Origin of the sequence: Pseudoalteromonas ardens (genome assembly GCF_030125445.1) — a bacterium.
Classification (GTDB): domain Bacteria; phylum Pseudomonadota; class Gammaproteobacteria; order Enterobacterales; family Alteromonadaceae; genus Pseudoalteromonas; species Pseudoalteromonas ardens.
Genome location: NZ_JASJUV010000003.1, coordinates 1 through 22,947, shown reverse-complemented (window position 1 = coordinate 22,947; position 22,947 = coordinate 1). Strand labels below are relative to the sequence as shown.

Sequence of the window (22,947 nt, the reverse complement as noted above, 5' to 3'; positions counted from 1 at the left end):
TCAAGTTGCCTGGAGCAGATTCCTCAGCGAGTGAATAAACACTGCCAGACCTGCGTTATAGCGATATTGCCTTCATCCACTAACCTGCGCTTCAAAACCCGACTTCTGCTGACTAATCCCCACTCCCTCCTCTCCGTGCTATCTCTTTGTTCCTGACACACCTCAGTTACGGCATGAGTAACCATGAGTTCCAATATAAAACTACATTGTAGTAATAATAACTTGCAGGAAATTACTATTTTGTAGTAAAAATAAGAAAAATAAATTTTAAAGACTTCCTGTTATGTCTGAAAAAGATAAATTCTTAGGTGAATTCGAACAAATGACGATGCTTGCATTACTGCAACTTGACGATGAAGCGTATGGTGCAGCGATTAGACAACTATTGGCAGAACAAGTGAATCGCAATGTCGCCATTGGCGCACTTTATTCAACACTAGAGCGATTAGAGCGTAAAGGAATGGTGGAATCACGGCTGGGTGAAGCCACAGCGCAGCGAGGTGGACGAGCAAAACGCTATTTCAAAGTGACAGCACAAGGCCACAGTGCACTTAAACGTGCCAGGCAGGCCATGGACACTTTATGGCAAGGACTCTCTCTTCGACATGCTTTATGCCAGGAGGGGGAGCTATGAGCCTCTACTCTGACAAAGAACCTGATATCAAACCGCCAGCATTGGCAAATAAAGTCCTCTCTGTGTTGCTTCCTAATCGGCTACTAGAAAGCGTTCTGGGCGATCTCGAAGAAGAGTTTAATATATTGGCAAAGCAGAATATTAAGCGCGCAAATCAGTGGTATTGGCAACAGACTCTTGAAACAAGCATGATTTATCTACAGAAGAAATTGGCTTCTATTGAATTGTTGGGGCGATTAAATTTTTACTTACCACTTATCATGTTCATTATGGCTGCAGGTTTAATTGTTTTGCTGTCCATATTGAGCGACCCTACCTCTATTTCTGACACATTTTGGGATGAATTATTACAAGGGAAAATTCATACAGCACTATTTAGTGCGCACTTTTGGCAAAATTTTTGGGACATTTTACTGCTGGCTGAATGGGGGATGTTTATACATTTCGAGTCTTTACTCATCTCATTCTTCAGTATCGCAATGCTCCTCTATTTATATAAGAAACAACACGCTTCCATCATAAAACTTGCTGTATGTGGTTATTCACTTGCTTTCATTCCTTACATATGGAGCATCATGCATATCGCAAATCATCACTTTGAAGCAAACCAAATAGGACCCATTGTCGCGACGGGTGTGCTTTGCCTTTTATATCTGCTGCCCCCAGTAAGCTACATGATCCATCGCAAATTAAAGCAGTTACAAGCAGATCATCTTGAATTTGGTCAATAAAATAGAACTATAGGGAGAAGTTATGGCTCGCGTGAAATACACTCTGCTGCTGCCTTTGATTGTCTGTAGCTTTGCAAGCATCAGTAATGAAGTACAGTTAAAGCCAATAAATAAAACGGCACCCACAGCCAGCGCTGAGGAAGCAATCATACAACACTGGAGACAACCTGAAATAAATCGTGAATTTTGGGACATCTCGGTACTGCCACAAGCGTTCATTGATGTTAAGCCTGCCCCAAGAAAAGATGGCTTAGCCGTTGGTGAGCTGGGCATTGATGGCGGTAAAAAAGCCACTATTCTTACACTGGCTGATGAACTTGCCAAAGGACAGCACGGTAATTATGACAGCCTCTTAATTCACCACAAAGGCAAGCTAGTATTTGAGTCATATTACCTCAGGGGACGCGTAGATTTATCTCACCCCCAATCATCCGTTACTAAAGCTTACACAGGCATGCTGCTTGGTCGTGCCATTCAACTGGGCTACCTCAGCATGGATGATTTAGACAAACCCGTGGCAGGTTTCCTGGACAAACTGGACGCTACAAAATTTGTTGATGGTGCAAGCCATATTACATTACACCAGGCTTTAACCATGACAACAGGTCTTAGGATCAGCGATGCAACCCGTAAGTCTTTGCTGGAACGCCCTGAATTAGTCACAGGTCAAAAAGAAATTCAATTTCTTTTCGAACACAGCGCCCCCATAACACCCGAGTCAAAAGGCTTTTATTACGATATTGGTCCTCAGCTTATTATGCAGGTACTTGCGGCTGTAGTCCCCGGCAATATTGAAACATTCATTAAGACAGAGTTATTGGGGCAACTAAACATCACAAATTTTGCCTGGAAAACTGCACCGAGCGGCTTGCCTGAATCGATATGGCGGTCGAGTTTAACATCCAGAGACATGATCAAAATGGGTATACTCGCAGCAAATAAAGGCAAATGGCAAGGCAAGCAAATAATCAACCGTGATTTTATGACCAGATCCACCAGTAAACTTTTCACCACGGGAGATGATGAGATTTTCGGAGATGGCAAAGACGTCTCTAATCAGGGTTATGGCTATTATTGGTGGAGTTCTGATCTTCAGTACAAGGATAAAAAATATTCGAGTGTCTCTGCACAAGGCGGAGGAGGCATATACATCATTTTAATAGAAGAATTAGACCTAATTATTGCCATAACGGCGCATCACGTGGACCATGCCACACAACAAATTGTCGCTGAACAGATTTTGCCTGCCTTTATCGAATAGCGTCACAGATAACGGATCATTGATATTTCAATAAACCAAAAAAGCCGCTGACTAGCGGCTTTTTTAGTTGTACTTCAACACGATATTTCAGTCTTTGACTAGAATGGAATATCGTCATCAAAGTCAATGGGCGGTTCCATTGGGTTGCTGGCGCTGCCACTTGCATTGCTGCTGGCACTGCCACCTGCATTGCCTTGCTGAGGCGCAAACCCACCTTGAGCAGGCGCATTATGCTGCGGTTGCTGTCCCATTGACTGACCACCGCCAAAACCACCGCTTTGCTGTTGGTTATGTTGAGGCTGTTGAGACTGCTGAGGCGCGAATCCACCTTGCTGCTGTTGTCCGTACTGAGACTGACCACCCTGATTCGCATTATTGCCATAGTTGGACTGACCATAGTTTTGGCCGCCCTGTTGACCACCCTGGTACTGGCCGCCACCTTGTTCACCACGGCCGCCCAGCATTTGCATCTGACCACCCATATCAACAACGATCTCTGTGGTGTAACGTTCCTGACCACCTTGATCTGTCCACTTACGCGTCTGTAAGCGACCTTCGATATAGACTTGTGAGCCTTTACGCAGGTACTCACCTGCTACCTCTGCCAGCTTACCGAATAGCACAACACGATGCCATTCAGTGCGCTCTTGCATCTGACCTGTGTTTTTGTCTTTCCAACTGTCGGTCGTTGCAATACTGATGTTCGCTACGCCGTTTCCGTTAGGCATATAACGTACTTCAGGATCTTGGCCTAAATTACCAACCAAAATAACTTTGTTTACACCGCGTGCCATGGCACCCTCTCCTCACACTATTGCAAGCTAGCGCAAGCCCAGGGCTTGCTTTGCTTGGTTTAAATCAAATTCTTTATCGTTTACTTTCAAGTAGGTACGATTTTCTTCACTGACAACGGTCGCTTCGATGACCCCGGGTAATGCGACCAGCTGATCCGCCAAAGCATCGGCTTTTTCAGGCTCATCAACCTCAGTAACAAAACTGAGTGTTTTACTTCGCACCGGGATTTGCATACGCCACGCAATAAATAGCCATATTACCCCAATTGCCGCAGCCGCAGCAAACACAGTTTGAGGATTAAAATGCTGGGCCAGGTAGCCGCCCATCACGCCACCCGCAAATGCGCCAAAAAACTGCGAGGAGGAAAAGACCCCCATCGCCGAGCCTTTTTGAGTGGCAGGTGCAATACGCGATACCAACGCAGGCATCGTTGCTTCCAAAAAGTTAAAAGCAATAAAATACACTGTCATTGCTACTGCAATGCCGATCAACGAGTTTGCCGCGGGAATCAACGCCAGTGTGCTCACCACCAGCAGCGCAATCGACGCTAAAAATACCTGCTTCTCTTTTTGTTTGCGGATCGCCACTATCATCAGTGGGGCCATCAAAACAAACGCGAGTAATAAAACCGGAATATACAATTGCCAATGATCTTGCGCGGCTAAGCCGTCGGCAATAAGCTGGCCCGGAAGCGCAACAAACAAGGTGGTCAATGTTAAGTGTAGCAGCAACACCCCAAGGTCCAGTCTGACCAGCTGCGGATGGCGCACCAGTTTACGAATATCCGTCATGCTGGCGACGGTATCTCCTTTTGGTGCGCGATTTACAGCGCCAGGCACTATAAACAACACGATCCCGATCCCCAGCAATGCCAACGCGGCGGTCAGCCAGAAGATCCCCGCAATGCCAAACGCCGCGGCAACCATTGGGCCTAAAAGCATTGCCACAGCAAAGCTCATGCCGATACACATGCCAATCACAGCCATGACTTTTGGCCTTTGCTCATCGCGACTCAGATCAGAAGCCAGGGCCAGCAAAGCACTTGCAATAGCGCCCATCCCCTGCAGGGCCCGGCCTGCGGTTACCCAATAAATTGACTCAGCCAGCGCCGCAATCACAGATCCGATGGCAAACATGATTAAGCCGGCAACAATAATAGGTTTACGGCCAAATTTATCAGACAGCCAGCCCATAGGTATTTGCAGCAGCGCCTGTGTCAGCCCGTAAGCACCAATTGCCAGGCCAATCCACAGTGGCGACACATCGGTGAGCGACTGACCGTAGATTGCCAGCACAGGCATCAACATAAACAGCCCCAGCATCCGAAAGGCAAAGACACTTGCCAGTGAAATGGCTGCACGTTTTTCAAGAGAGTTAAGTGATTGTTTCGACATGACACTTATTTGGCTAAGACAAAAACAGGCGCTAGTCTAGCAAAAAAGTGACCAAGTGTTGACGACCAGATCAGATTTTAGTGAGAAAAGCCGGCGTTTAGTCTAATCCATACTTTGCCAGGATCCGCGTTAGCCGACCTGAGTGTTGTAGTCGTTCGAATGCACTTGTCAGCTGCCGTAAGTCCTGAGCCGACACCGACTGCCTGCTCAGCGCATAATAAACGGGCTCACGGTTAACCACCAGCGAACTCATCGTGATGTGGGCAAAGTCGGGGTTATGTTGCGACTGATACAGCACATTGAATTTTTCTTCCAGAAAGCCCGCGATCCTGCCATGTTTAAGTAAGCTGAGTTTGCGTTGATTATCAGCCACATAAATAAAGCGTTGCGACTCGTCTTTTGTCTGCTCTCGCAACAGTAACTCGTTAAATACATGACCATAAAATGCCCCCTTCTGAATGGCGACGGGCACCGGGAGCTTAAACAGATCGGACAACGTTTGCACTGGATAAGGGCGTAACTGATTCATTGCAAACACGATGGTTTCCATTCTTTGCGGGCCAATAAAATAGGCAAACAGTTCCCGCTCAGGTGTACGAGTGACACTGAGCATCATATCAAGCTCGCCTTCAGCCAGCATTTTCAGCGCCCGACCCCAGGGGACATTAATGAACTGATAACCGCAGCCAGCCTCATCAAGCAGTGCCTTGGCAAAATCCACATCCAGACCATGCCACTTCAACTTGGTGTCTAAACGCGATTGTGCTGCGTAATTTTCAAACCGGACAATCAGCTCACACCCAACCACGAACGGCGTAAACAGCACCCAGATTAGAGCGAACCAGTACAAATGTGATCCCCGGTTTCAAGGTTTATCGTAAGTTTAGCCAAGATAGCTTAATTTTACAGGCTGGATAGGGTACTCTTGGACTCTGAGAAAAACACTGTAAGTTTGTACAGCAAATAAGGCCACCATGGATAAAATAGAAGTTAGAGGTGCACGCACGCACAACCTCAAAGACATCTCTCTTACAATACCGCGCGACAAGCTCATCGTGATCACAGGCCTGTCGGGGTCTGGCAAATCATCATTGGCATTCGATACCTTGTATGCTGAAGGGCAACGCCGTTATGTCGAATCCCTGTCGGCTTACGCCAGACAGTTCTTGTCACTGATGGAAAAACCCGATGTCGATCACATCGAAGGACTTTCGCCGGCCATTTCTATTGAGCAGAAGTCTACTTCTCACAATCCTCGTTCAACAGTAGGTACCATCACCGAAATTTACGATTACCTGCGCTTGTTGTTCGCACGTGTTGGTGAACCTCGCTGCCCAACTCATGATTTGCCACTGAAAGCGCAGACCATCAGTCAAATGGTAGATACCGTGCTGGGTCACCCTGAAGGCAGCAAATTGATGCTGCTGGCCCCGGTGGTCAAAAATCGTAAAGGGGAGCATGTTAAACTCCTTGAACAACTTGCCAGCCAGGGCTTTATTCGTGCCCGCATTGATGGCGAGGTGTGCGACTTATCCGATCCACCGACCCTGGAACTACACAAAAAGCATACCATCGAGGTGGTCGTTGACCGCTTCAAGGTCAAAGAGGGACTGGAGCAAAGGCTGGCCGAATCCTTTGAAACGGCGCTGGAACTGGCGGATGGCATTGCTGTGGTGGCTGCCATGGACGACAGCCTGGATGAAGAACTGGTGTTTTCCGCCAACTTTGCCTGCCCAACGTGTGGCTATGCCATGACCGAACTGGAACCTCGTTTGTTCTCTTTCAATAACCCTGCCGGCGCTTGTCAAAGCTGTGACGGACTGGGTGTCAGACAGTTTTTTGACCCCAGCCGGGTAGTGCAAAACCCTGAGCTAAGTCTGTCCGGTGGCGCCATTAAAGGCTGGGATAAACGCAGCTTTTACTATTATCAGATGCTCAGTTCAGTCGCTGAACACTATGACTTTGACCTCGAAACGCCGTTTCAGGACTTATCAAGCGACGCACAAAAGGTGGTGCTCGAAGGCTCGGGACGCACCAAGATAGCCTTTAACTACCGCAATGACCGCGGGGACTTAATAACCCGAAACCATGAGTTTGAAGGCGTATTAAACAATATGAACCGCCGTTACCGGGAAACGGAATCGGCCTCGGTTCGTGAAGAGCTGGCTAAGTACCAAACCAGTCAAGCCTGTCCTAAGTGTAATGGCTCCCGGTTAAGAGAAGAAGCTCGCCACGTCTTCATTGGTGCTACCAATCTGCCGACGGTCACGACCATGAGTATTGGTGAAGCCTGTGACTTTTTTGATGCACTGACCCTCAGTGGCCAAAGGGCAAAGATCGCAGAAAAAGTACTCAAGGAGATCCGTGATCGCCTGTCCTTTTTAATTAATGTCGGCCTGAACTATCTGTCACTGGAACGCAGTGCCGATACGCTCTCCGGTGGTGAAGCCCAAAGGATCCGACTGGCAAGTCAGATAGGTGCGGGCCTGGTAGGCGTCATGTACGTACTTGACGAGCCATCTATCGGACTGCACCAAAGAGACAATGATCGGTTGCTGAGCACCCTCACCCACCTGCGCGATCTGGGTAATACCGTCATTGTGGTTGAACATGATGAAGATGCTATTCGTGCTGCCGACCACATTATCGATATCGGCCCTGGTGCTGGTGTGCACGGTGGTTATGTGGTTGCAGAGGGCAGCCGCGAAGACATCATGGCAAACCCGAAATCACTGACTGGCCAATATCTCAGTGGTAAGCAAGCCATTGCCGTGCCAGCTGAGCGCCACCAGACTGGTGAGCAATGGCTGGCACTCAATGGCGCCAGCGGGAATAACCTCAAAAACGTGAACCTCAGGATCCCATTTGGCCTGATGACCTGTGTTACCGGCGTATCAGGCTCTGGCAAGTCCACCCTGATCAACGATACCCTGTTCAAGCTGGCACACAGAGAACTTAACGGGGCAACGGTTGCTGAACCTTCGCCTTACCAGTCCATTGAAGGCCTGGAGCATTTCGACAAGGTGATCGACATAGATCAGAGCCCGATCGGACGCACACCACGCTCCAATCCGGCCACCTACACCGGGATCTTTACGGCGATCCGGGAGTTATTCGCAGGTACTCAGGAAGCGCGCTCGCGGGGTTACAAGGTTGGCCGCTTTAGTTTCAATGTGAAAGGCGGCCGTTGTGAAGCCTGTCAGGGTGACGGTGTGATCAAAGTCGAAATGCACTTTTTACCCGATGTCTATGTACCCTGTGATGTCTGTACAGGCAAACGCTACAACCGGGAAACCTTAGAAGTCCTGTATAAAGGTAAGAACATCCATGAAGTACTGGAAATGACAGTAGAAGATGCCCGAGAGTTCTTTGATAAAATCCCGGCAATCAAACGTAAATTACAAACATTGATGGATGTGGGACTGTCCTACATTCGACTCGGCCAGGCAGCGACCACGCTTTCTGGCGGTGAGGCACAACGGGTCAAGCTTGCCCGTGAACTGTCCAAGCGAGATACCGGTAAAACCCTGTATATCCTTGACGAACCGACCACAGGTCTGCACTTCCATGATATTCAGCAGCTGCTGGTCGTACTGCACCGTTTACGTGACCATGGTAATACAGTGGTGGTGATAGAGCACAATCTGGATGTGATTAAAACTGCCGACTGGATCGTCGATCTTGGCCCGGAAGGCGGCGCTGGCGGTGGTCAGATCCTGGTTGCCGGTACCCCGGAAGAGGTTGCTGACTGTGCAGCCTCTCACACTGGTCGATACCTCAAGCCTATGCTATAACGGAGCGAACAAGGGGAGCCACGCTCCCCACTCACTTTCACGGTCAGGGAATGGAATAATAACAATGAAACTGGCACTTCCCAGCGCAATAAAACCTGTTGTAGGCCCTTTTTCGGCACTGCAAAAAAAATGGCTGGTATTCTGGCACACCCTGAATGTGGCACAACGCTGTTACTTTTCAGCAACCGTGCTGTGTTTGCTTGCCATCTTCAATGAACTGCCCGAAGACAGTTCGCTTTATCTGGGTGCATCAATCCTCGCACTGGTAGCCATGACCAGAGAGTTCTGGCCCAGATTTATCCACTTATGGGAAAGCCTGCCAGGCAAAGCCGTGATTTTGCTGTTCTACGCGTTTATTGCCAACTATGCACTGGCTCAGGCGGCAGGGATGGTGAATGACATCACCGGTGTGAATGCGGATCACCTGCCCTACTCGCACAACTTTAGCATGCTGTTGTCCGTCCCGACCTGGTTTGTAACCACCAGCATTTTACTGTTGATCCTGCTGCAGCTCATTCAACCTGTTTATTTATTTGTACTTATGTTACTGCGCCCGTTTGGGCTCCATAAATGGTGGCATAGCCCAGACTACCAGTACCCTGTCACCACCGGACTCGTGCGCTTTTTCTTTGGGTTATTTTTACTCTACCAAATGGCGGTGTTTATTTCTTCAACGGGTATGTCCCGAGGCGTGAATAGCTTTTTACGCCATATCGTAGAAGGCTTTACCGGTCAGTCAATCCAGCTCAATATTGCGATGCAAGATGACGCCGACAATGCGCATAAATACACCGAAATTGACGCCGTAGCAGGCTCAGCAGTCGATGACACAGAACAAGCGAAACTGGCGGAGCAACAGGCGGAGCAACAGGCGGAGCTGAACGAACTCAAAGTCCAGTTGTCAGCATTTGAGCAGAATGCTGACAAGTATGAACGCCATCTGCAAAACGCACTGACTTACTTTATCTACGAGTATGAATCGGACAGCCGTTCTCGGTGTGAAATTACACCAGGTACGCGGATCATTGAGTTAAACGACTACGAACTGCTGGAAATTACTAAACTTGAGGGCGATCCTGCCCGCTATGAATTTGTTGTTAAACCCTGCATTTCAGCGGCCATCGGGCATCAGTTCCGAAGCCGCTAAGCGAATATCCGACCGGGCGCGCTATAACGCATACTTGCTTAGCGCAGCCTGCTCTTCATCACTAAGTGACTGAGATGTTTTACCTGCAAAGTCATAACGCACCATCACAGTGCGCCCTTCGGCACAACATTCATCATGCTGCCAGGCCTGCTGAAGGATCACAAAGGAGCTATTACCAACCTTTTCAATCGCCGTTTTGACTTCAACAGGCTGACCGTAAAACAGCTCGCCTTTAAAAGTTACTTCTACCTTGGCAACAATTAGCTTCCATTGATGTGGATTAAGATCCGGTGTAAAAATTTTGAAAATAGGCGTGCGCGCCGCTTCAAACCATACCGGGAGTGCGGTATTGTTGATGTGTCCGAGGACATCCGTTTCACTGAAACGCGGCATAATAGTTTCTGACAACATAATAATTCTAACCAATTTTGGATATCAACATGACTGATTTTATTCGCATTTATGAGAATGCACTGAGTCCTGAGTTTTGCCAGCAGTTTATTCAGACCTTTGATAACAGCCCTCATCTGGCGCAAGGGACCACCTCTGGAGGCGTCGATCTCAGTAAAAAAATCAGTCAGGATCTGTATTTAAATCAATACCCGGATTATGCTCAGCAATTAACACATATTCAACAAACCACGTCGAAATACCTGTTCGATTATATTGAAGAGCACTTTTTCATGATGATTGGCGCCTTCGGGCTCAGTGTGTATCATCCAAAGACTGGCCAGCCAGTCAATTTAACCGTTGATAACTTTGAGGAAGTAGGTAAACCTCAGCTCCCCATATTAACCCAACAACTATTTCGTTTGGGCTCTATCCAGGCACAACGCTACCCGACAAATGAAGGCGGTTATCCCTACTGGCACAGCGAAGTTTACCCGCAATTGCAGCACAACGAAGCACTACACCGGGTGCTGCTATTTATGTTTTATCTCAATGACGTGGAAGAAGGCGGAGAAACCGAGTTTCATTATCAGGACAAATGCATCAAGCCAAAACAGGGCTCAATGGTGATTGCACCCGCCTACTTTACACATACGCACCGGGGCAATATGCCACGCTCTAACGACAAATATATTCTCACATCCTGGGTATTATTTAATCGTGCGGAGCAACTATATGGTGCACCGCCTCAATAAGCCACGGGCTAACGGCGGCGACGAATAAAATCCTGCCAATCCAGTAACAGGGCTTCGAAATCTTCGAAGCCACACCCTGCGCTCAGGCCATGCTCTTCCAAAGCGAGCGCATCATCGCTGAATGCAGACAAAGCATCGGTTTGCTCGTGATATAAGTCATGGGCTTCAAACAGCGCTTCCTGATGGGAGACTATCAGGCGCACCTCGCGTCCTTCCAGGCAAAACTCATCCCGGGTTGCTTTGATTTCTTTCAGGCGAGCCAGCAAGACCGGTAATGCGTCGTGTGCAAGTTCATCATTTAACCAGCGTCCTACCAGCTCATGTTCCGCTGACATTTTGACACGAAATCCGGCTATCGGATCGCGAATAAACTGATACTCCATAGTCACTTCAAGGTCATTTAATACAACACTATTAGTATACCTGAACCACACGACGCTGCATTGTTTAGTGCCGATAAACCCGTATAATATGATTCTGCATTACCAAATAACGCCCTTCACAACCAACGAGTACACTGTGACTTTCATTGATATCCTGTTTCCATTGATTTTCGTCGTCAGCTGTGGGTTTGTGGCGGCGCGGATCCGATTTATCTCGGCTGCACAATTGGATGGGATCCGCGTCTATATTTTTAATCTCGCCATCCCTATGCTGCTGTTCTTGAGTATGTATCGCGCCGACCTGTCACAGGTTGCCTCTGCAAAGTTACTGCTGGCGTTTTATCTGCCCGTCATTGTGTTGTACTGCTTAGTGCTACTCGTGATGCGGCAACGTTTTAACCTCGCGACCGAAGAAGCCGCATTAAGTGCATTAAACGGCACCTACTCAAATACGGTGGTGGTGGGTCTGCCTGTTATTCTGGCAGCACTGGGTGAACAGGCTGCGGCCATGGTATTTATGATCATCCCACTACACAGTGCCGTGTTATTTTCTCTTACTTTCATTTTGGCCGGCAAAGGGAGAGGCGGCATAGACTGGCTAAAGCCCCTGTTTTTGAACCCTGTTGTACTGAGTATCAGTCTCGGACTGCTCGCCAATTTACTGCCAGTGACTATCCCGACTCTGCTCCTGTCAGGCATGGACTGGTTTGCCCAACCAGCCATTGCAGGCGCACTGTTTGTGCTGGGTGCCAGTCTGGTCCAGTATGGGTTTCGCTCGGTGTGGTATCCGGCACTCATGGTCAGTATCGTCAAACTGCTGATACTGCCTCTTTGCGTTTATCTGACAGCAACACTACTGGCACTAGAGCCATTACAACGCCAGGTCGTCACGCTGATGAGTGCCGCACCACTGGGTGTCAACGCGTACCTGGTTGCCCGCCAGCTATCCGTTCAACAAGCAGTCAGTGCTGGCGGCGTGGTGCTATCTACCCTGCTCAGTGTGATCTCACTCAGCCTGTGGCTAGCTGTTTTATCAATCTGATGAGCGGTACTTGGCCGCATCAATGATCGACCACAAATGGAAAATGGCGGCCACTACTGCAGGCACTACCAGCCACCATAGTGCATATCCACCAACACAGACGACTGCGAAGATAAGTGCAGCAAGTAAACGTCCCTGCACTAATTGTCCTAAACCTGGAAAAAAGACATTACATATTGCGGCAATTACATTGCCTCCTGAACCCTGTCCTGCCATAAATACCTCTCTTTTTTAGTTTTAACTGCGCATTTGTATGGTGACGCGCAGACAATTCAATCGTATGATTTAACTGTTACATGTTTTGTGCCAATATTATAAACACTTATAAATCAATAAAATAAAAAAATCACGCGACGCTCACAGCTATTAGCATAGCTTAATTGACTAACTTTTAGTGAATTAAGTCACTTTTTATAGGAATGCTGTTTGTTGCGCACATTCAATGGGAACCTGTCATGCTAAACCATATCACGCAGCCACTCAGTCGACTGGTTGAACGATATTTACCCGACCCCTATATCTTCGTTTGCCTGCTGACCCTGCTGGTGCTCACCCTTGCCAGCATGTTTACACCTACGACCCCACTGGAGGCTATCACCATTTGGGGGCAAGGGTTTTGGAACCTGCTGCAATTTGCCATGCAGATGCTGCTCATTTTAGTGTGCGGATATATGTTAGCCAGCACACGCCCCTGTATCATAGCGCTCAACAAACTGGCCACGTTCGCACGCACGCCTGCACAGGCCATTATGCTGGTCACCTTAGTTGCGATGCTGGCAAGCTGGTTAAACTGGGGTTTTGGTCTGGTGGTAGGTGCCTTATTTGCTAAAGCGCTTGCTCGCCAGATTGCTGTAGATTATCGCTTATTGGTGGCCAGTGCCTACTCTGGATTTATCGTCTGGCATGGCGGACTGGCCGGTTCAGTACCACTTACCATTGCCACACCGGGCCATTTTGCCGAAGCTCAGATAGGCGTTCTGGGCACCAGCCAAACGCTGTTCGCACCATTCAACCTGCTTATTTTGGGTGTGTTATTGGTGATCATGCCCCTGCTTAATCGCTTTATGCTCCCACCGGCTCAGTCTCAGGTCGTGGTGGAACCCAGCAAACTGACACAACCGGAACCACCTAGCCCACCCGCCTCAATGACTCCGGCAGAGCGCCTTGAACACAGCGCGGTGATCGGCACGACAATAGGCCTACTCGGGTGTGGCTACCTGTTTTATTATTTTTTGGCCGCCGATGGTACGCTCAACCTTAATAGTGTCATTGCATTATTCCTGTTTCTGGCCATCTTGTTGCATCGCACTCCAGCTAACCTGCTAAACAGCTTACAAGAGGCGATTAGGGGAGGTGCAGGTATAGTTATCCAGTTTCCTTTCTATGCAGGGATCATGGCTGTGATGGTCAAAACCGGACTCGCACAGCAGATCTCTGGTGGCTTTGTCGAGATCAGTACCAGCACAACACTACCCTTATGGAGCTTTCTCAGTGCTGGACTTGTGAACATTTTTGTTCCTTCAGGAGGTGGGCAATGGGCTGTGCAGGCGCCTATCGTGATCCCGGCTGCACAAGCGCTTGGGACCGACATTGCTCGTGTTGCTATGGCCGTTGCCTGGGGCGATGCCTGGACCAACCTTATTCAGCCCTTTTGGGCGCTGCCGGTACTGGCCATTGCCGGCTTGAAAGCCAAAGATATTATGGGATTTTGTTTGATTCAATTGCTGGTCAGTGGCGTGGTGATTGCACTGTTACTGACCCTGGCCTAGCCCGCCATGCATGCCGGTCAGTAACCTGACCGGCTAAAGCTTAATTGGATAGTACTTTAATGGGCAGACTCAGCAATACACTATCCGCGTCAGCAAAGTGCCACATCACGCCAATTAAGCCGGCGCAGACAACAACATACAGCGCCGTTGAAACTATCTGACCATAGCGATCTAGCGGGATGAGATGAGCCTGATGGCGGCCCCGCCACTCCAGTAAAATATCGAGTGTGCCTATCAGCAGGAAAAACACCAGTAGCATCAAACCAAAGGTATAGCTGATCACCACACCCAGCAAAATCCCAGCCAGACAGATCAGCAGGCCAACCCAGGAGCGCATAGAAAAGCTGATACTCTTCAGTACATGTCCCCCATCGAGCGGTAAAATGGGCAACATATTAAAGAGGTTAAGCAATGCACTCAGGACCGCCACACCAGCAAATATCTCCAGCTCGGTCACATAATACAGAACCACAGCTAGCAGCGAGGCAAGTAAGCCAAAAGCAGGTCCCATCAAGGAGATAATGACATTTTGCCAACGGGTAGTCAGTTTGTCTTCACTAACAGCCAGCCCCCCTACAAACGGGATAAGGTAAATCCCTTTGGTTTTCAATCCAAAGTAGCGCATTGCCCGAATATGGCCGTACTCATGGATCACCAAACACGCTAATAACATCACCGCAAACTGCCAGGAAAACAGCCAGGCATACCCAGCCAATGAGGCCCCTGCCAGTGCTGCTTTAACTACATTGGCACTCTTTAGCAACTTAAACCCTAAAGCCGCCAGCCCAAGCCAGCTTCCTTTATTGTCATTATGCTGGATTGGCACCTCCAGCCACTGCCAGGGTTCGTCGTTGACTGCCACCGCCAGCAACCCCTCAGCTAGTCGACTGCGATCCAGTTGAAGTGTGTGTCCCGCAACATTGACCTGGACCAATTGTGCGTCGATAGGTTCATGTGCCAGCCGCTGCTGATCCTGATATACCTGAAGGATCTCCTGGCGATTTACTAGTACAGACATCCGATAGCCTGCTAAGGGAAACTCAATGCGGGTCATATTGACTCGTCGTTAAAACATAAAGTGTGCCCATTATACGCACTTTTCATCGACAAGTACCTAGCCCTGTGAGCATACGCTGGGCGCCAACAGCACAATTATTTTTTCCAAGCCACACCTCTGTCATGTGCGTTCTATATCCCATGTACTAAACTGACAATTAGGTTCCAAACTAAGGATAGCGTCATGCAACATCAGGCTAAACACATTCTTGTCGTTGACGATTCACAGGCGATATTGATAGTCATGAAAGCCATACTGGCTGAGTTGGAAGTAGACTATGTGACCACCGTAGACAGTGCACCCCAAGCGCTGGAGCTGGTTCGGCAAACCCCTTTGCACTATGATGCGGTTTTTACCGATCTCAACATGCCTGATATGGATGGTATGGAACTGATCCGCAAGCTCGGTGAGCTGAGATATCCCGGCGGGATTGTCATTATTTCAGAGATGGAAACCCGGGTGATGGATCTAGCTGCAAACCTGGCAAGACAACATAATACCCACCTGATAGGCAATATCTCTAAACCTGTACAACTCAATGACGTCGACAGACTGCTTAAGAAGCTGGATAGTTTTATTGGTAACGATGAGTCAGAAGAGTCTTGTGTCACAGAAGATCAACTGCTGTATGCGATCAGTAATAACGAAATCACGCCCTTTTATCAGCCCAAAGTCCATCGTGGCAGCAAGAAGATCAAAAGTGTCGAAGTGTTAGCGCGTATTGTTTCTCAGCAGTATGGTGAAACCCTTCTTCCTCATCGATTTATCGGGGTGGCTCAGGATCTGGACTTGATAAACCTGGTTACTTTTCAATTGTTTGAGAAAGCCACTAAAGAGTTCCAAAAACTCAGAGCCGAACTCAATTACCCCTTTAAACTCGCTTTTAACTTGTCGCCTGTACAACTCAATGACAGTGGCTGTCCGGACAAGCTGGCTCTGATCCTCGAACTCAACCGTCTGGAACCCAAGGAAGTGATCATAGAGATCACCGAAAACCAACCCATTGTTAGCAGCTTGCAACTGGAAACCATCAACAGATTAAGGTTAAGAGGCTTCGACCTCTCACTGGATGACTTCGGAACCGGGTTTACTAACCTGCAGCAGTTAAAAAGCCTGCCCTTTACTGAAATCAAACTGGACCGCTCGCTCATCACCTATATAGAGTGTGACCGTTTTTCCCAGGTACTGGTCGACAGCCTGATTGATATTGCACAAAATCAACAAATGGACATTGTTGCTGAAGGCATAGAGCGCATTGAAGAGTTACAATATCTGGAAAAATATAAATACAGTTTGCTGATGCAAGGCTATCTGATCAGTCGGCCTAAAGCCCTACCCGAGTTTATTCGCTGGATCCACTCATGGCAGAGAATGATAAATTCAAACCCATAAGGAGATTGTGAGTTAGTCTCAGGTGTGGATGAGAAGCGAACAGTATATGTTATAGTATGCGTCTAATTTACCCACAATAGGCGCAAACTATGAAGTTAAAATCGGTCGCTTTACTGCTGTTGTCTGCATTGAGTACATCACTCAGTGCTGCTCCAATCAACAAGCAGGATATTCAATTTATTGGCCCTCTGGGTCAGGCCAGCACAATTAAGCCCTATAATACGGCACATCAACAAACCATAATCGCTAACCTGGTCCCGAGCTTGTCGGGTTCAGAGAAAGCCGTGTCTATGCTGGGTGTTGACGCCAAGTGGCAGCCACTGTCTCAGTTAAATGCACTGACTATGGGCGGGCTGCAGGCAATGAAAATGGAATTTTCGGTCAACCGTTTCGTGCAGGGTGAACTGGTGCTGGACGGCATAGAGAAGGCACATATTTTCGTCAATGGTGAACGCCATTCTGACAAGATGTCCTCAACTCTCAATTTACCCACCGGCGATCATCAGGTCATCATTATTGCTGAACAAGTCGCTGACTGGAAAAAAGTCTCTGTGGCGTTCAATGGCAAAACAGACCACGATCGCCTGTTGTTTACTGACAAAACAACCAAAGCGCTGTCTGCTAAACAGTTATTCGATGCCCCAGTCGTCAGTGCCGTTTCCGTCTCACCGGATGCTGAGCATTATGTCACGACACAAAAGCACTATCAGGCGAATCGCGGTAATCAGGCACTGACTCAAACCACGGTATTCAATGACGATGATAAAGTCATCTTCACGCTTGAAGGGGTTAACGCCGGTTCTTTAGCCTGGCGTCAGGATGGCGAGCAGCTGGTTTTCAGCCAGCACGGCCAGCTAAAAACGCTCGATCTCGCGACCCTGACATCCCGGGTGATCGCAGAGGATCTTAAAGGCGCCAGTGAGTTTGCCTATTTTAATGATACCAGCCTGATATTTAGCTGGTCTAAATCGCCTGCTAAAGACACCTCTTTGGTGAAGCATTATCAGGGCCTGGAAGATCGCTGGTCCTATGCACGTACCAATACACAAATCTATTTGCTGGATATTAAAAGCGGTATGATCCAGGCACTCACTGAAGGCAAACAAAGCCATACGCTTGAAGATCACGATGCTAAAAGCAATCGCATTCTTACCAGCCGTGCAGTGCAGGATTATGCAGCTCCCCCGCATATGTTAACCGAGCTGGTTGAATTCAATCTGACACAGGGCACCGAAACTGTGCTGGGTCAGTACCGCACATTCAATGAAGCAAAATATGGAGCCAAGGGGATCTATGCTGTAGCTGGTCCAGATTTCAAAAATGGCCTCGGCAGAGCGGTTGAAAAAGATCAACTCACCAATAACTACGACGGCCAGTTGTACTGGTTAGATCAGCAAGGCGCCCAGGCAAAAGCGCTAAGTAAAGCCTTTAACCCCGCGATCGGCAGTATAAACGTACTCAGTAACGGCGACGTCATAGCGAAGGTGACAGATGAAGATCGTCAGCAACTGTATCTCTACGATGTCAGCAAAGATCGCTACACGCGTTTGAAAACTGGCTTAGACGTGGTAGAGCGCTTCAGTATTGCTGATAACCGTAAACCAGCATTACTCGTCACCGGTACACAAGCTTCAGCACCACAACAACTCAAACAGGTTAACATCTATAAGAATCGCGCTCGTACTTTGTGGGACTCAGCGCCACTTGCTTATCGCAACAGCGAGATTGCAAAACTGGAAGAGTTTAACTTCACCAACAGTCAGGGCACGGAAATCAAAGGCCGGGTATACCTGCCTCACAACCTGGATAAATCCAAACAGTATCCAGCCTTAATCTACTATTATGGCGGCACTTCACCGGTCTCCAGAGCCTTTACAGGGCGTTACCCATTTAATCTGTGGGCTGCAAACGGCTATGTGGTTTATGTCTTGCAACCAACAGGGGCGACTGGTTTTGGCCAACGCTTCTCAGCTCAGCATGTCAATGCCTGGGGTGAGCAAACTGCCGATGACATTATCAAAGGCACCAAAGCCTTCCTGACCGAATATTCCTATGTTGATAAAAATCGTTTGGGTAACCTGGGCGCTTCTTATGGCGGCTTTATGACCATGTTACTGACCACGAAAACAGATATGTTCAGTGCATCGATTTCGCATGCTGGTATCTCTAATATTACGTCATACTGGGGACAAGGGTGGTGGGGTTACCTCTATTCGGGTGAAGCGTCAAAGCACAGCTTCCCCTGGAATAATGCCAAATTATACTCGCAGCACAGCCCAGTCTTTAATGCCGATAAAGTAACAACGCCACTGCTGCTGTTACACGGTGATGCCGATGTCAATGTACCTGTCGGGGAAAGCCACACTATGTATACCGCACTGAAGCTACTCGGCCAGGATGTTGAACTGATTGAAATTAAGGGCGCGGACCATCAGATATTTGCTCGCGACCGACGTTTTCAGTGGTGGGACACTATGCTCGCCTACTTTGACAAACACCTGAAAGATCAACCTCAATGGTGGCAACACCTATACGGTAAATAAAATCATGGGCAGCACTTAGGTGCTGCCTTTTTTTTAAAAAGCCATTCAACTGTATGATATTTCAGAATTAGCACATTTTTATTCACTTCTCAGGTTCATACTAAAGTTTTATTTGCATTGTTTTTTATTTGAAAATAATCAACTTACCCTTCTCAGCCCAGTTTTCTCAGTGCTAATATATAAGTGATTTATTGATAAAGTTACGGTGCTATGAACATTAACGTGCTTCTGGTGGAAGATGACGATCTACTGGCAAAAAGGATCGCAAACCATTTTGCAAATACTGAATTTCAGCTCACGCTGGATAACACCGGTGCACAAGCATTGCAGCTCGTTCATAATCAAATCAATGAAGGCAATCCCTTCGACATGGCCATTGTAGATGTTGTATTACCCGCAACGGATGGCCTCAACCTTGCCAAAGAACTCAATACGCTTACCGATATCGGCGTGATCATGCTCTCTAGTCGCGATACACAAGCAGATCGCATTGCTGGTTTAGCTCAGGGCGCGGATGACTACGTCTGTAAGCCTGTTGATCTGCTCGAGCTGGAACTTCGAATGCGTGCCCTGTATAAACGTATTGCAGGCAGCAAAGGGGAAGACGAATCTGAAGAATTTATCGAATATGCAGATTTTAAACTTCACCCGGATAACCGTACGCTCATTAATCCACATGGCGACGAAGCCAGACTCACAGAAGCCGAGCACAAGGTGCTTATTTGCCTCATTGCGAACGCCGGTAAAGCCACTTCCAGAGCCAAAATTTCAGAAGAAATCGGCCAGCCAGACTGGAGCCCGAGTGACCGAACTGTTGATGTACTTATCGGTAGGTTGCGCAAAAAGCTCGGTGATGAAAAAGAGCAGAAACGCATTGTGACGGTTCGTGGCAAAGGCTACATGCTATCCACCTAATCACACACTCAACTGTACGTCAGCTGCCCCAATAAACGCTCAAATGCCCGATAACTGAGTGCCTCTTTAAGGTCAGGAACCGTTATTTCCGGGCGATGTGACAAGTCTGCTATCGTTCTGGCTACCTTGATGATGCGATGATAAGAACGTGGCGAGAGGTTCAACTTCTCTGTTGCTCTGGCAAGCAGCTGGGCAACATCAGGTACCAGCGTACAATACTGCTCAATTTCCCGGGTTGTTAGCCTGGCGTTTGCTTTGCCCTGTCGGCTCAAAGCCAGGCTAAACGCCGCCTCAACTCTGCTACGTATCTCCTCACTGCTCACTTCCGGTTTAGAGGATTGCAGTTCCTGCGTACTGAGTCTGGGCAATTCTATCTGCAAATCTATCCGGTCGACAAAAGGGCCTGATATTTTACTTAAATATCTCAATACCTGCTCTGGCGATGCGCGTTTATCAGTATGGCAGCCAGTAGGGCTCGGATTAAGTGCAGCGATGAGCTGAAAACAGGCGGGAAAGTCAACTTGCTGTGCAGCACGCGAAATGGTCACCTGCCCCGTTTCCATCGGCTCTCTGAGAGAGTCCAGCACCTTACGTTCATATTCAGGCAATTCGTCTAAGAAGAGCACCCCATTATGCGCCAAAGATATTTCACCCGGACGGGGGTTGGATGAGCCACCCACCAGGGCAACCGCAGAGCAGGTATGATGAGGCGCGCGGAATGGCCTGCTACGCCAATTTTCCAGGCTAAGCTGCTTTCCCGTTAAAGAATAGACAGCAGCCGTTTGTAACGCTTGTTCTATGCTCATATTCGGCATAATCCCCGGCATGCGCTGTGCTAGCATGGATTTACCTGTGCCCGGAGGGCCAAGAAACAAAATATTATGACCTCCGGCGGCGGCAATTTCGAGTGCACGCTTGGCCATCACTTGCCCTTTAACATCACTCATATCCATCTGAGCGTAGCTGACCGTATTAGCAGGAGAAATAGGTGCATGGGTTGTCAAAGGTAACGATGATTGGCCACTCAGGTCTAGCCACAGGGCATGCAGTGTTTTCGCAGCAACACACTGCTGATACTCAACAAGCTGCGCCATGCCCAAGTTTTCTTCCGGGATATAACAGGTGTGGTGTTCATGTTTGGCAGCCATTACAACCGGGATAATGGCCGTCACAGCTCTTATCTCCCCATTGAGGGCAAGCTCACCATAAAATTCGCACCCTTGTGTTGCCTGTTCGTTCAGCTGCCCTGATGCAACCAGGATGCCCACTGCGATTGCGAGGTCATAGCGGCCGCCTTGCTTAGGCAGATCAGCCGGTGCTAAATTCACTGTGATACGTTGTTCTGGAAAGACAAAATTTGAGTTATGCAATGCTGAGCGCACACGCTCTTTAGATTCTTTGACCGACGTTTCCGGCAGACCCACTATGTTAAAGCTAGGTAAGCCGTTACTCAGGTGAACTTCTACCGTGACAACAGGGGACTCAATGCCGACCTGAGCACGCGTGAGTATTCTTGCTAATGACATTCCTTGTCCTATGGTTAATCTTTGTAATTAAAGACGTGCAACACAATGCCCCAACGCATAGCTGCCAGCCGGGCAAACAACGTGGTGGCCATCGCCAGCAACATGACAACTTCTGTTGATAAATTAAAGTCTATGAGTTGAGTATAAACCATCCCGCCCAAAATACAGGTGATTGCGTATAACTCACCCTTGAGTAAAAGCGGAATTTCTCTCGCCAGTACATCCCGGATCACACCACCAAAGCACCCTGTCAAAACGCCCATAATCACAGCGGTTGTGTCTGGCATACCGATATCCAGCGCTTTTTGGACCCCCATAACAGCAAAGAAGGCCAATCCAAATGCATCAGCAACTTGCAGATACAATGTGGGGATCTTCTTTTGCCGGTTCAGCGTCCAGATACTAACTGCTATCGCTGAAAAGATAGCGATAAAATAGCTTGAATCATGCAACCAAAAGACCGGAACATCGAGGATCACATCTCTTATAGTCCCGCCTCCTATACCGGTTACAGTTGCCAACACAACCACACCAAACCCATCCATATGCTTACTATAAGCAATTAAGGTACCTGATATGGCAAACACCATTACACCTAACAAATCAAACCAGTGATAAAGCTCAGACATTATTTTCTAGTAAATGAGTGACATGCTTGGATACTAGCTCAGTTTTGACCAATTAAGTAGCTCAAACCAATCTGAAATATAGCGAAAAGTCGTGCTTTAACGCACCTTTATGCAAGAGCGATAAGAAACCGTAGTAATGCTTCGTAGTTCAAAGAGATGAGCGCAAAGAGCCACATAGATGTGGGGAAGTAGAATAATGCAGGAGCAATTATAGAGAAGCGCGATGGAATCCAGCTTCATGGATGAATAGACAACACGGTTCTGTCTACTGTTTTTTAAATTACACATAGCAAAAAACCCGTTGCATTGCTGCAACGGGTTCATTTAATTGGGCCCTGGCGATGTCCTACTTTCACATGGGAAACCCCACACTATCATCGGCGCTGTTTCGTTTCACTACTGAGTTCGGCATGGGGTCAGGTGGTTCCAAAACGCTATTTTCACCAGGAAAATCTTTTCAATTTTTGTTCTAGTTTTTTAAATTAGGAGCTTGGCAATGTCCTACTTTCACATGGGAAACCCCACACTATCATCGGCGCTATTTCGTTTCACTACTGAGTTCGGCATGGGGTCAGGTGGTTCCAAAATGCTATGGTTACCAAGCATAAACTGTTGTGCAAGATGTTTATCAACACCTCACTAAAATCTGGAAAAGCGTATTAAATTCTTTCGTCTACTTTATTTCTTAACTTCTAACAAACAAAACCACTTTGGCGTTGTATGGTTAAGCCTCACGGGTAATTAGTACGAGTTAGCTCAATGGCTCACACCACTTCCACATCTCGCCTAT

20 protein-coding genes and 2 rRNA genes are annotated in these 22,947 nt (G+C 48.0%); 11 read left to right on the top strand and 11 right to left on the bottom strand.

All coding sequences use genetic code 11. The annotated features are described in order from the left end of the window. Positions 1-283 precede the first annotated feature (283 nt). From QNM19_RS10895 to QNM19_RS10885, 3 genes are read left to right on the top strand one after another with little or no spacing between them, the layout of a single operon-like run. The gene (locus QNM19_RS10895) at positions 284-634 is read left to right on the top strand and encodes a PadR family transcriptional regulator (RefSeq protein ID WP_049862882.1); all 351 of its coding nucleotides are present in this window, start codon (positions 284-286) and stop codon (positions 632-634) included. Next, a complete protein-coding gene (locus QNM19_RS10890; protein WP_049862883.1) occupies positions 631-1,365 on the top strand; it encodes a hypothetical protein in 735 nt (244 codons plus the stop codon). Before QNM19_RS10895 ends, QNM19_RS10890 begins: the two co-directional genes overlap by 4 nt. A 22-nt stretch (positions 1,366-1,387) precedes the next feature. Beyond that, positions 1,388-2,626, top strand: a complete 1,239-nt coding sequence (locus QNM19_RS10885) for a serine hydrolase domain-containing protein (RefSeq protein ID WP_049862884.1) — start codon at positions 1,388-1,390, stop codon at positions 2,624-2,626. Positions 2,627-2,724: 98 nt separating this feature from the next. On the opposite strand, the gene ssb is transcribed toward QNM19_RS10885, so the two are convergent. The 3 genes from ssb to QNM19_RS10870 all read right to left on the bottom strand — a co-directional run bounded on the left by ssb (position 2,725) and on the right by QNM19_RS10870 (position 5,665). Then, a complete protein-coding gene (ssb, locus tag QNM19_RS10880; RefSeq protein ID WP_049862885.1) occupies positions 2,725-3,420 on the bottom strand; it encodes a single-stranded DNA-binding protein in 696 nt (231 codons plus the stop codon). A 27-nt stretch (positions 3,421-3,447) separates the two neighbouring features. After that, a complete protein-coding gene (locus QNM19_RS10875; RefSeq protein ID WP_284026697.1) occupies positions 3,448-4,815 on the bottom strand; it encodes an MFS transporter in 1,368 nt (455 codons plus the stop codon). A gap of 97 nt (positions 4,816-4,912) precedes the next feature. Further along, positions 4,913-5,665, bottom strand: coding sequence for a substrate-binding periplasmic protein (locus tag QNM19_RS10870; RefSeq protein WP_049862886.1), 753 nt, complete (start codon positions 5,663-5,665; stop codon positions 4,913-4,915). 124 nt (positions 5,666-5,789) lie between these two features. Here QNM19_RS10870 and uvrA point away from each other — a divergent pair, with 124 nt between their 5' ends. Both uvrA and QNM19_RS10860 read left to right on the top strand, forming a co-directional pair. Further along, positions 5,790-8,609 (top strand): excinuclease ABC subunit UvrA, encoded by a 2,820-nt coding sequence (uvrA, locus tag QNM19_RS10865; RefSeq protein WP_049862887.1) that lies wholly within the window; start codon positions 5,790-5,792, stop codon positions 8,607-8,609. Positions 8,610-8,673: 64 nt separating this feature from the next. Continuing rightward, positions 8,674-9,756, top strand: coding sequence for a hypothetical protein (locus QNM19_RS10860; RefSeq protein ID WP_284026696.1), 1,083 nt, complete (start codon positions 8,674-8,676; stop codon positions 9,754-9,756). A 21-nt stretch (positions 9,757-9,777) separates the two neighbouring features. On the opposite strand, the gene QNM19_RS10855 is transcribed toward QNM19_RS10860, so the two are convergent. After that, on the bottom strand, positions 9,778-10,167 hold the full coding sequence (locus tag QNM19_RS10855; protein WP_049866090.1) for an acyl-CoA thioesterase: 390 nt from the start codon (positions 10,165-10,167) through the stop codon (positions 9,778-9,780). 29 nt (positions 10,168-10,196) lie between these two features. On the opposite strand from QNM19_RS10855, the gene QNM19_RS10850 reads away from it, so the two are divergent. Continuing rightward, positions 10,197-10,901, top strand: a complete 705-nt coding sequence (locus tag QNM19_RS10850) for a 2OG-Fe(II) oxygenase (protein WP_049866089.1) — start codon at positions 10,197-10,199, stop codon at positions 10,899-10,901. Between the two features lie 8 nt (positions 10,902-10,909). Here the strand turns inward: QNM19_RS10850 and QNM19_RS10845 are convergent, their stop codons facing one another. Continuing rightward, positions 10,910-11,284 carry a YacL family protein gene (locus QNM19_RS10845; protein WP_049866088.1) on the bottom strand — a complete coding sequence of 125 codons (375 nt, stop codon included), beginning with the start codon at positions 11,282-11,284 and terminating at the stop codon, positions 10,910-10,912. Positions 11,285-11,420: 136 nt separating this feature from the next. On the opposite strand from QNM19_RS10845, the gene QNM19_RS10840 reads away from it, so the two are divergent. Beyond that, positions 11,421-12,326 carry an AEC family transporter gene (locus tag QNM19_RS10840; RefSeq protein ID WP_284026695.1) on the top strand — a complete coding sequence of 302 codons (906 nt, stop codon included), beginning with the start codon at positions 11,421-11,423 and terminating at the stop codon, positions 12,324-12,326. Here QNM19_RS10840 and QNM19_RS10835 read toward each other — a convergent pair. After that, positions 12,318-12,542, bottom strand: coding sequence for a hypothetical protein (locus QNM19_RS10835; protein WP_010386680.1), 225 nt, complete (start codon positions 12,540-12,542; stop codon positions 12,318-12,320). The genes QNM19_RS10840 and QNM19_RS10835 overlap by 9 nt on opposite strands. 239 nt (positions 12,543-12,781) lie before the next feature. Here QNM19_RS10835 and QNM19_RS10830 point away from each other — a divergent pair, with 239 nt between their 5' ends. Beyond that, positions 12,782-14,095: a short-chain fatty acid transporter gene (locus QNM19_RS10830; protein WP_049866087.1), complete on the top strand. Its 1,314-nt coding sequence runs from the start codon at positions 12,782-12,784 to the stop codon at positions 14,093-14,095. A 40-nt stretch (positions 14,096-14,135) separates the two neighbouring features. On the opposite strand, the gene QNM19_RS10825 is transcribed toward QNM19_RS10830, so the two are convergent. After that, positions 14,136-15,113, bottom strand: coding sequence for a site-2 protease family protein (locus tag QNM19_RS10825; protein WP_417712174.1), 978 nt, complete (start codon positions 15,111-15,113; stop codon positions 14,136-14,138). Between the two features lie 222 nt (positions 15,114-15,335). Between QNM19_RS10825 and QNM19_RS10820 the strand changes: the two genes are divergently transcribed. The 3 genes from QNM19_RS10820 to QNM19_RS10810 all read left to right on the top strand — a co-directional run bounded on the left by QNM19_RS10820 (position 15,336) and on the right by QNM19_RS10810 (position 20,002). Beyond that, positions 15,336-16,544, top strand: coding sequence for an EAL domain-containing response regulator (locus tag QNM19_RS10820; protein ID WP_049865668.1), 1,209 nt, complete (start codon positions 15,336-15,338; stop codon positions 16,542-16,544). 89 nt (positions 16,545-16,633) lie between these two features. Beyond that, complete coding sequence (locus QNM19_RS10815) at positions 16,634-19,087, top strand: alpha/beta hydrolase family protein (RefSeq protein WP_049865669.1); 2,454 nt, start codon at positions 16,634-16,636, stop codon at positions 19,085-19,087. A 210-nt stretch (positions 19,088-19,297) separates the two neighbouring features. After that, positions 19,298-20,002 carry a response regulator transcription factor gene (locus tag QNM19_RS10810; RefSeq protein ID WP_010386686.1) on the top strand — a complete coding sequence of 235 codons (705 nt, stop codon included), beginning with the start codon at positions 19,298-19,300 and terminating at the stop codon, positions 20,000-20,002. An 8-nt stretch (positions 20,003-20,010) separates the two neighbouring features. Here QNM19_RS10810 and QNM19_RS10805 read toward each other — a convergent pair whose 3' ends face one another. From QNM19_RS10805 to rrf (QNM19_RS10790), 4 genes are all read right to left on the bottom strand, one after another. Next, the gene (locus QNM19_RS10805) at positions 20,011-21,528 is read right to left on the bottom strand and encodes a YifB family Mg chelatase-like AAA ATPase (protein WP_049865670.1); all 1,518 of its coding nucleotides are present in this window, start codon (positions 21,526-21,528) and stop codon (positions 20,011-20,013) included. A gap of 14 nt (positions 21,529-21,542) precedes the next feature. Next, on the bottom strand, positions 21,543-22,157 hold the full coding sequence (locus tag QNM19_RS10800) for a trimeric intracellular cation channel family protein (protein WP_049865671.1): 615 nt from the start codon (positions 22,155-22,157) through the stop codon (positions 21,543-21,545). 333 nt (positions 22,158-22,490) lie between these two features. Beyond that, positions 22,491-22,605 (bottom strand): 5S ribosomal RNA (rrf, locus tag QNM19_RS10795). A gap of 40 nt (positions 22,606-22,645) precedes the next feature. Then, positions 22,646-22,760, bottom strand: a 5S ribosomal RNA gene (rrf, locus tag QNM19_RS10790). Positions 22,761-22,947: the final 187 nt, after the last annotated feature.

Excerpts from the sequence above, each read along its gene's own strand:
- QNM19_RS10820 (WP_049865668.1), top strand. The coding sequence starts at position 15,336 with ATGCAACATCAGGCTAAACACATTCTTGTCGTTGACGATTCACAGGCG.
- QNM19_RS10850 (WP_049866089.1), top strand. The coding sequence starts at position 10,197 with ATGACTGATTTTATTCGCATTTATGAGAATGCACTGAGTCCTGAGTTT.
- QNM19_RS10890 (WP_049862883.1), top strand. The coding sequence starts at position 631 with ATGAGCCTCTACTCTGACAAAGAACCTGATATCAAACCGCCAGCATTG.
- QNM19_RS10895 (WP_049862882.1), top strand. The coding sequence starts at position 284 with ATGTCTGAAAAAGATAAATTCTTAGGTGAATTCGAACAAATGACGATG.
- QNM19_RS10805 (WP_049865670.1), bottom strand. The coding sequence starts at position 21,528 with ATGTCATTAGCAAGAATACTCACGCGTGCTCAGGTCGGCATTGAGTCC.
- QNM19_RS10815 (WP_049865669.1), top strand. The coding sequence starts at position 16,634 with ATGAAGTTAAAATCGGTCGCTTTACTGCTGTTGTCTGCATTGAGTACA.
- QNM19_RS10860 (WP_284026696.1), top strand. The coding sequence starts at position 8,674 with ATGAAACTGGCACTTCCCAGCGCAATAAAACCTGTTGTAGGCCCTTTT.
- QNM19_RS10810 (WP_010386686.1), top strand. The coding sequence starts at position 19,298 with ATGAACATTAACGTGCTTCTGGTGGAAGATGACGATCTACTGGCAAAA.
- QNM19_RS10825 (WP_417712174.1), bottom strand. The coding sequence starts at position 15,113 with ATGTCTGTACTAGTAAATCGCCAGGAGATCCTTCAGGTATATCAGGAT.
- QNM19_RS10855 (WP_049866090.1), bottom strand. The coding sequence starts at position 10,167 with ATGTTGTCAGAAACTATTATGCCGCGTTTCAGTGAAACGGATGTCCTC.
- uvrA (WP_049862887.1), top strand. The coding sequence starts at position 5,790 with ATGGATAAAATAGAAGTTAGAGGTGCACGCACGCACAACCTCAAAGAC.
- QNM19_RS10800 (WP_049865671.1), bottom strand. The coding sequence starts at position 22,157 with ATGTCTGAGCTTTATCACTGGTTTGATTTGTTAGGTGTAATGGTGTTT.
- QNM19_RS10835 (WP_010386680.1), bottom strand. The coding sequence starts at position 12,542 with ATGGCAGGACAGGGTTCAGGAGGCAATGTAATTGCCGCAATATGTAAT.
- QNM19_RS10830 (WP_049866087.1), top strand. The coding sequence starts at position 12,782 with ATGCTAAACCATATCACGCAGCCACTCAGTCGACTGGTTGAACGATAT.
- QNM19_RS10875 (WP_284026697.1), bottom strand. The coding sequence starts at position 4,815 with ATGTCGAAACAATCACTTAACTCTCTTGAAAAACGTGCAGCCATTTCA.
- ssb (WP_049862885.1), bottom strand. The coding sequence starts at position 3,420 with ATGGCACGCGGTGTAAACAAAGTTATTTTGGTTGGTAATTTAGGCCAA.
- QNM19_RS10845 (WP_049866088.1), bottom strand. The coding sequence starts at position 11,284 with ATGGAGTATCAGTTTATTCGCGATCCGATAGCCGGATTTCGTGTCAAA.
- QNM19_RS10885 (WP_049862884.1), top strand. The coding sequence starts at position 1,388 with ATGGCTCGCGTGAAATACACTCTGCTGCTGCCTTTGATTGTCTGTAGC.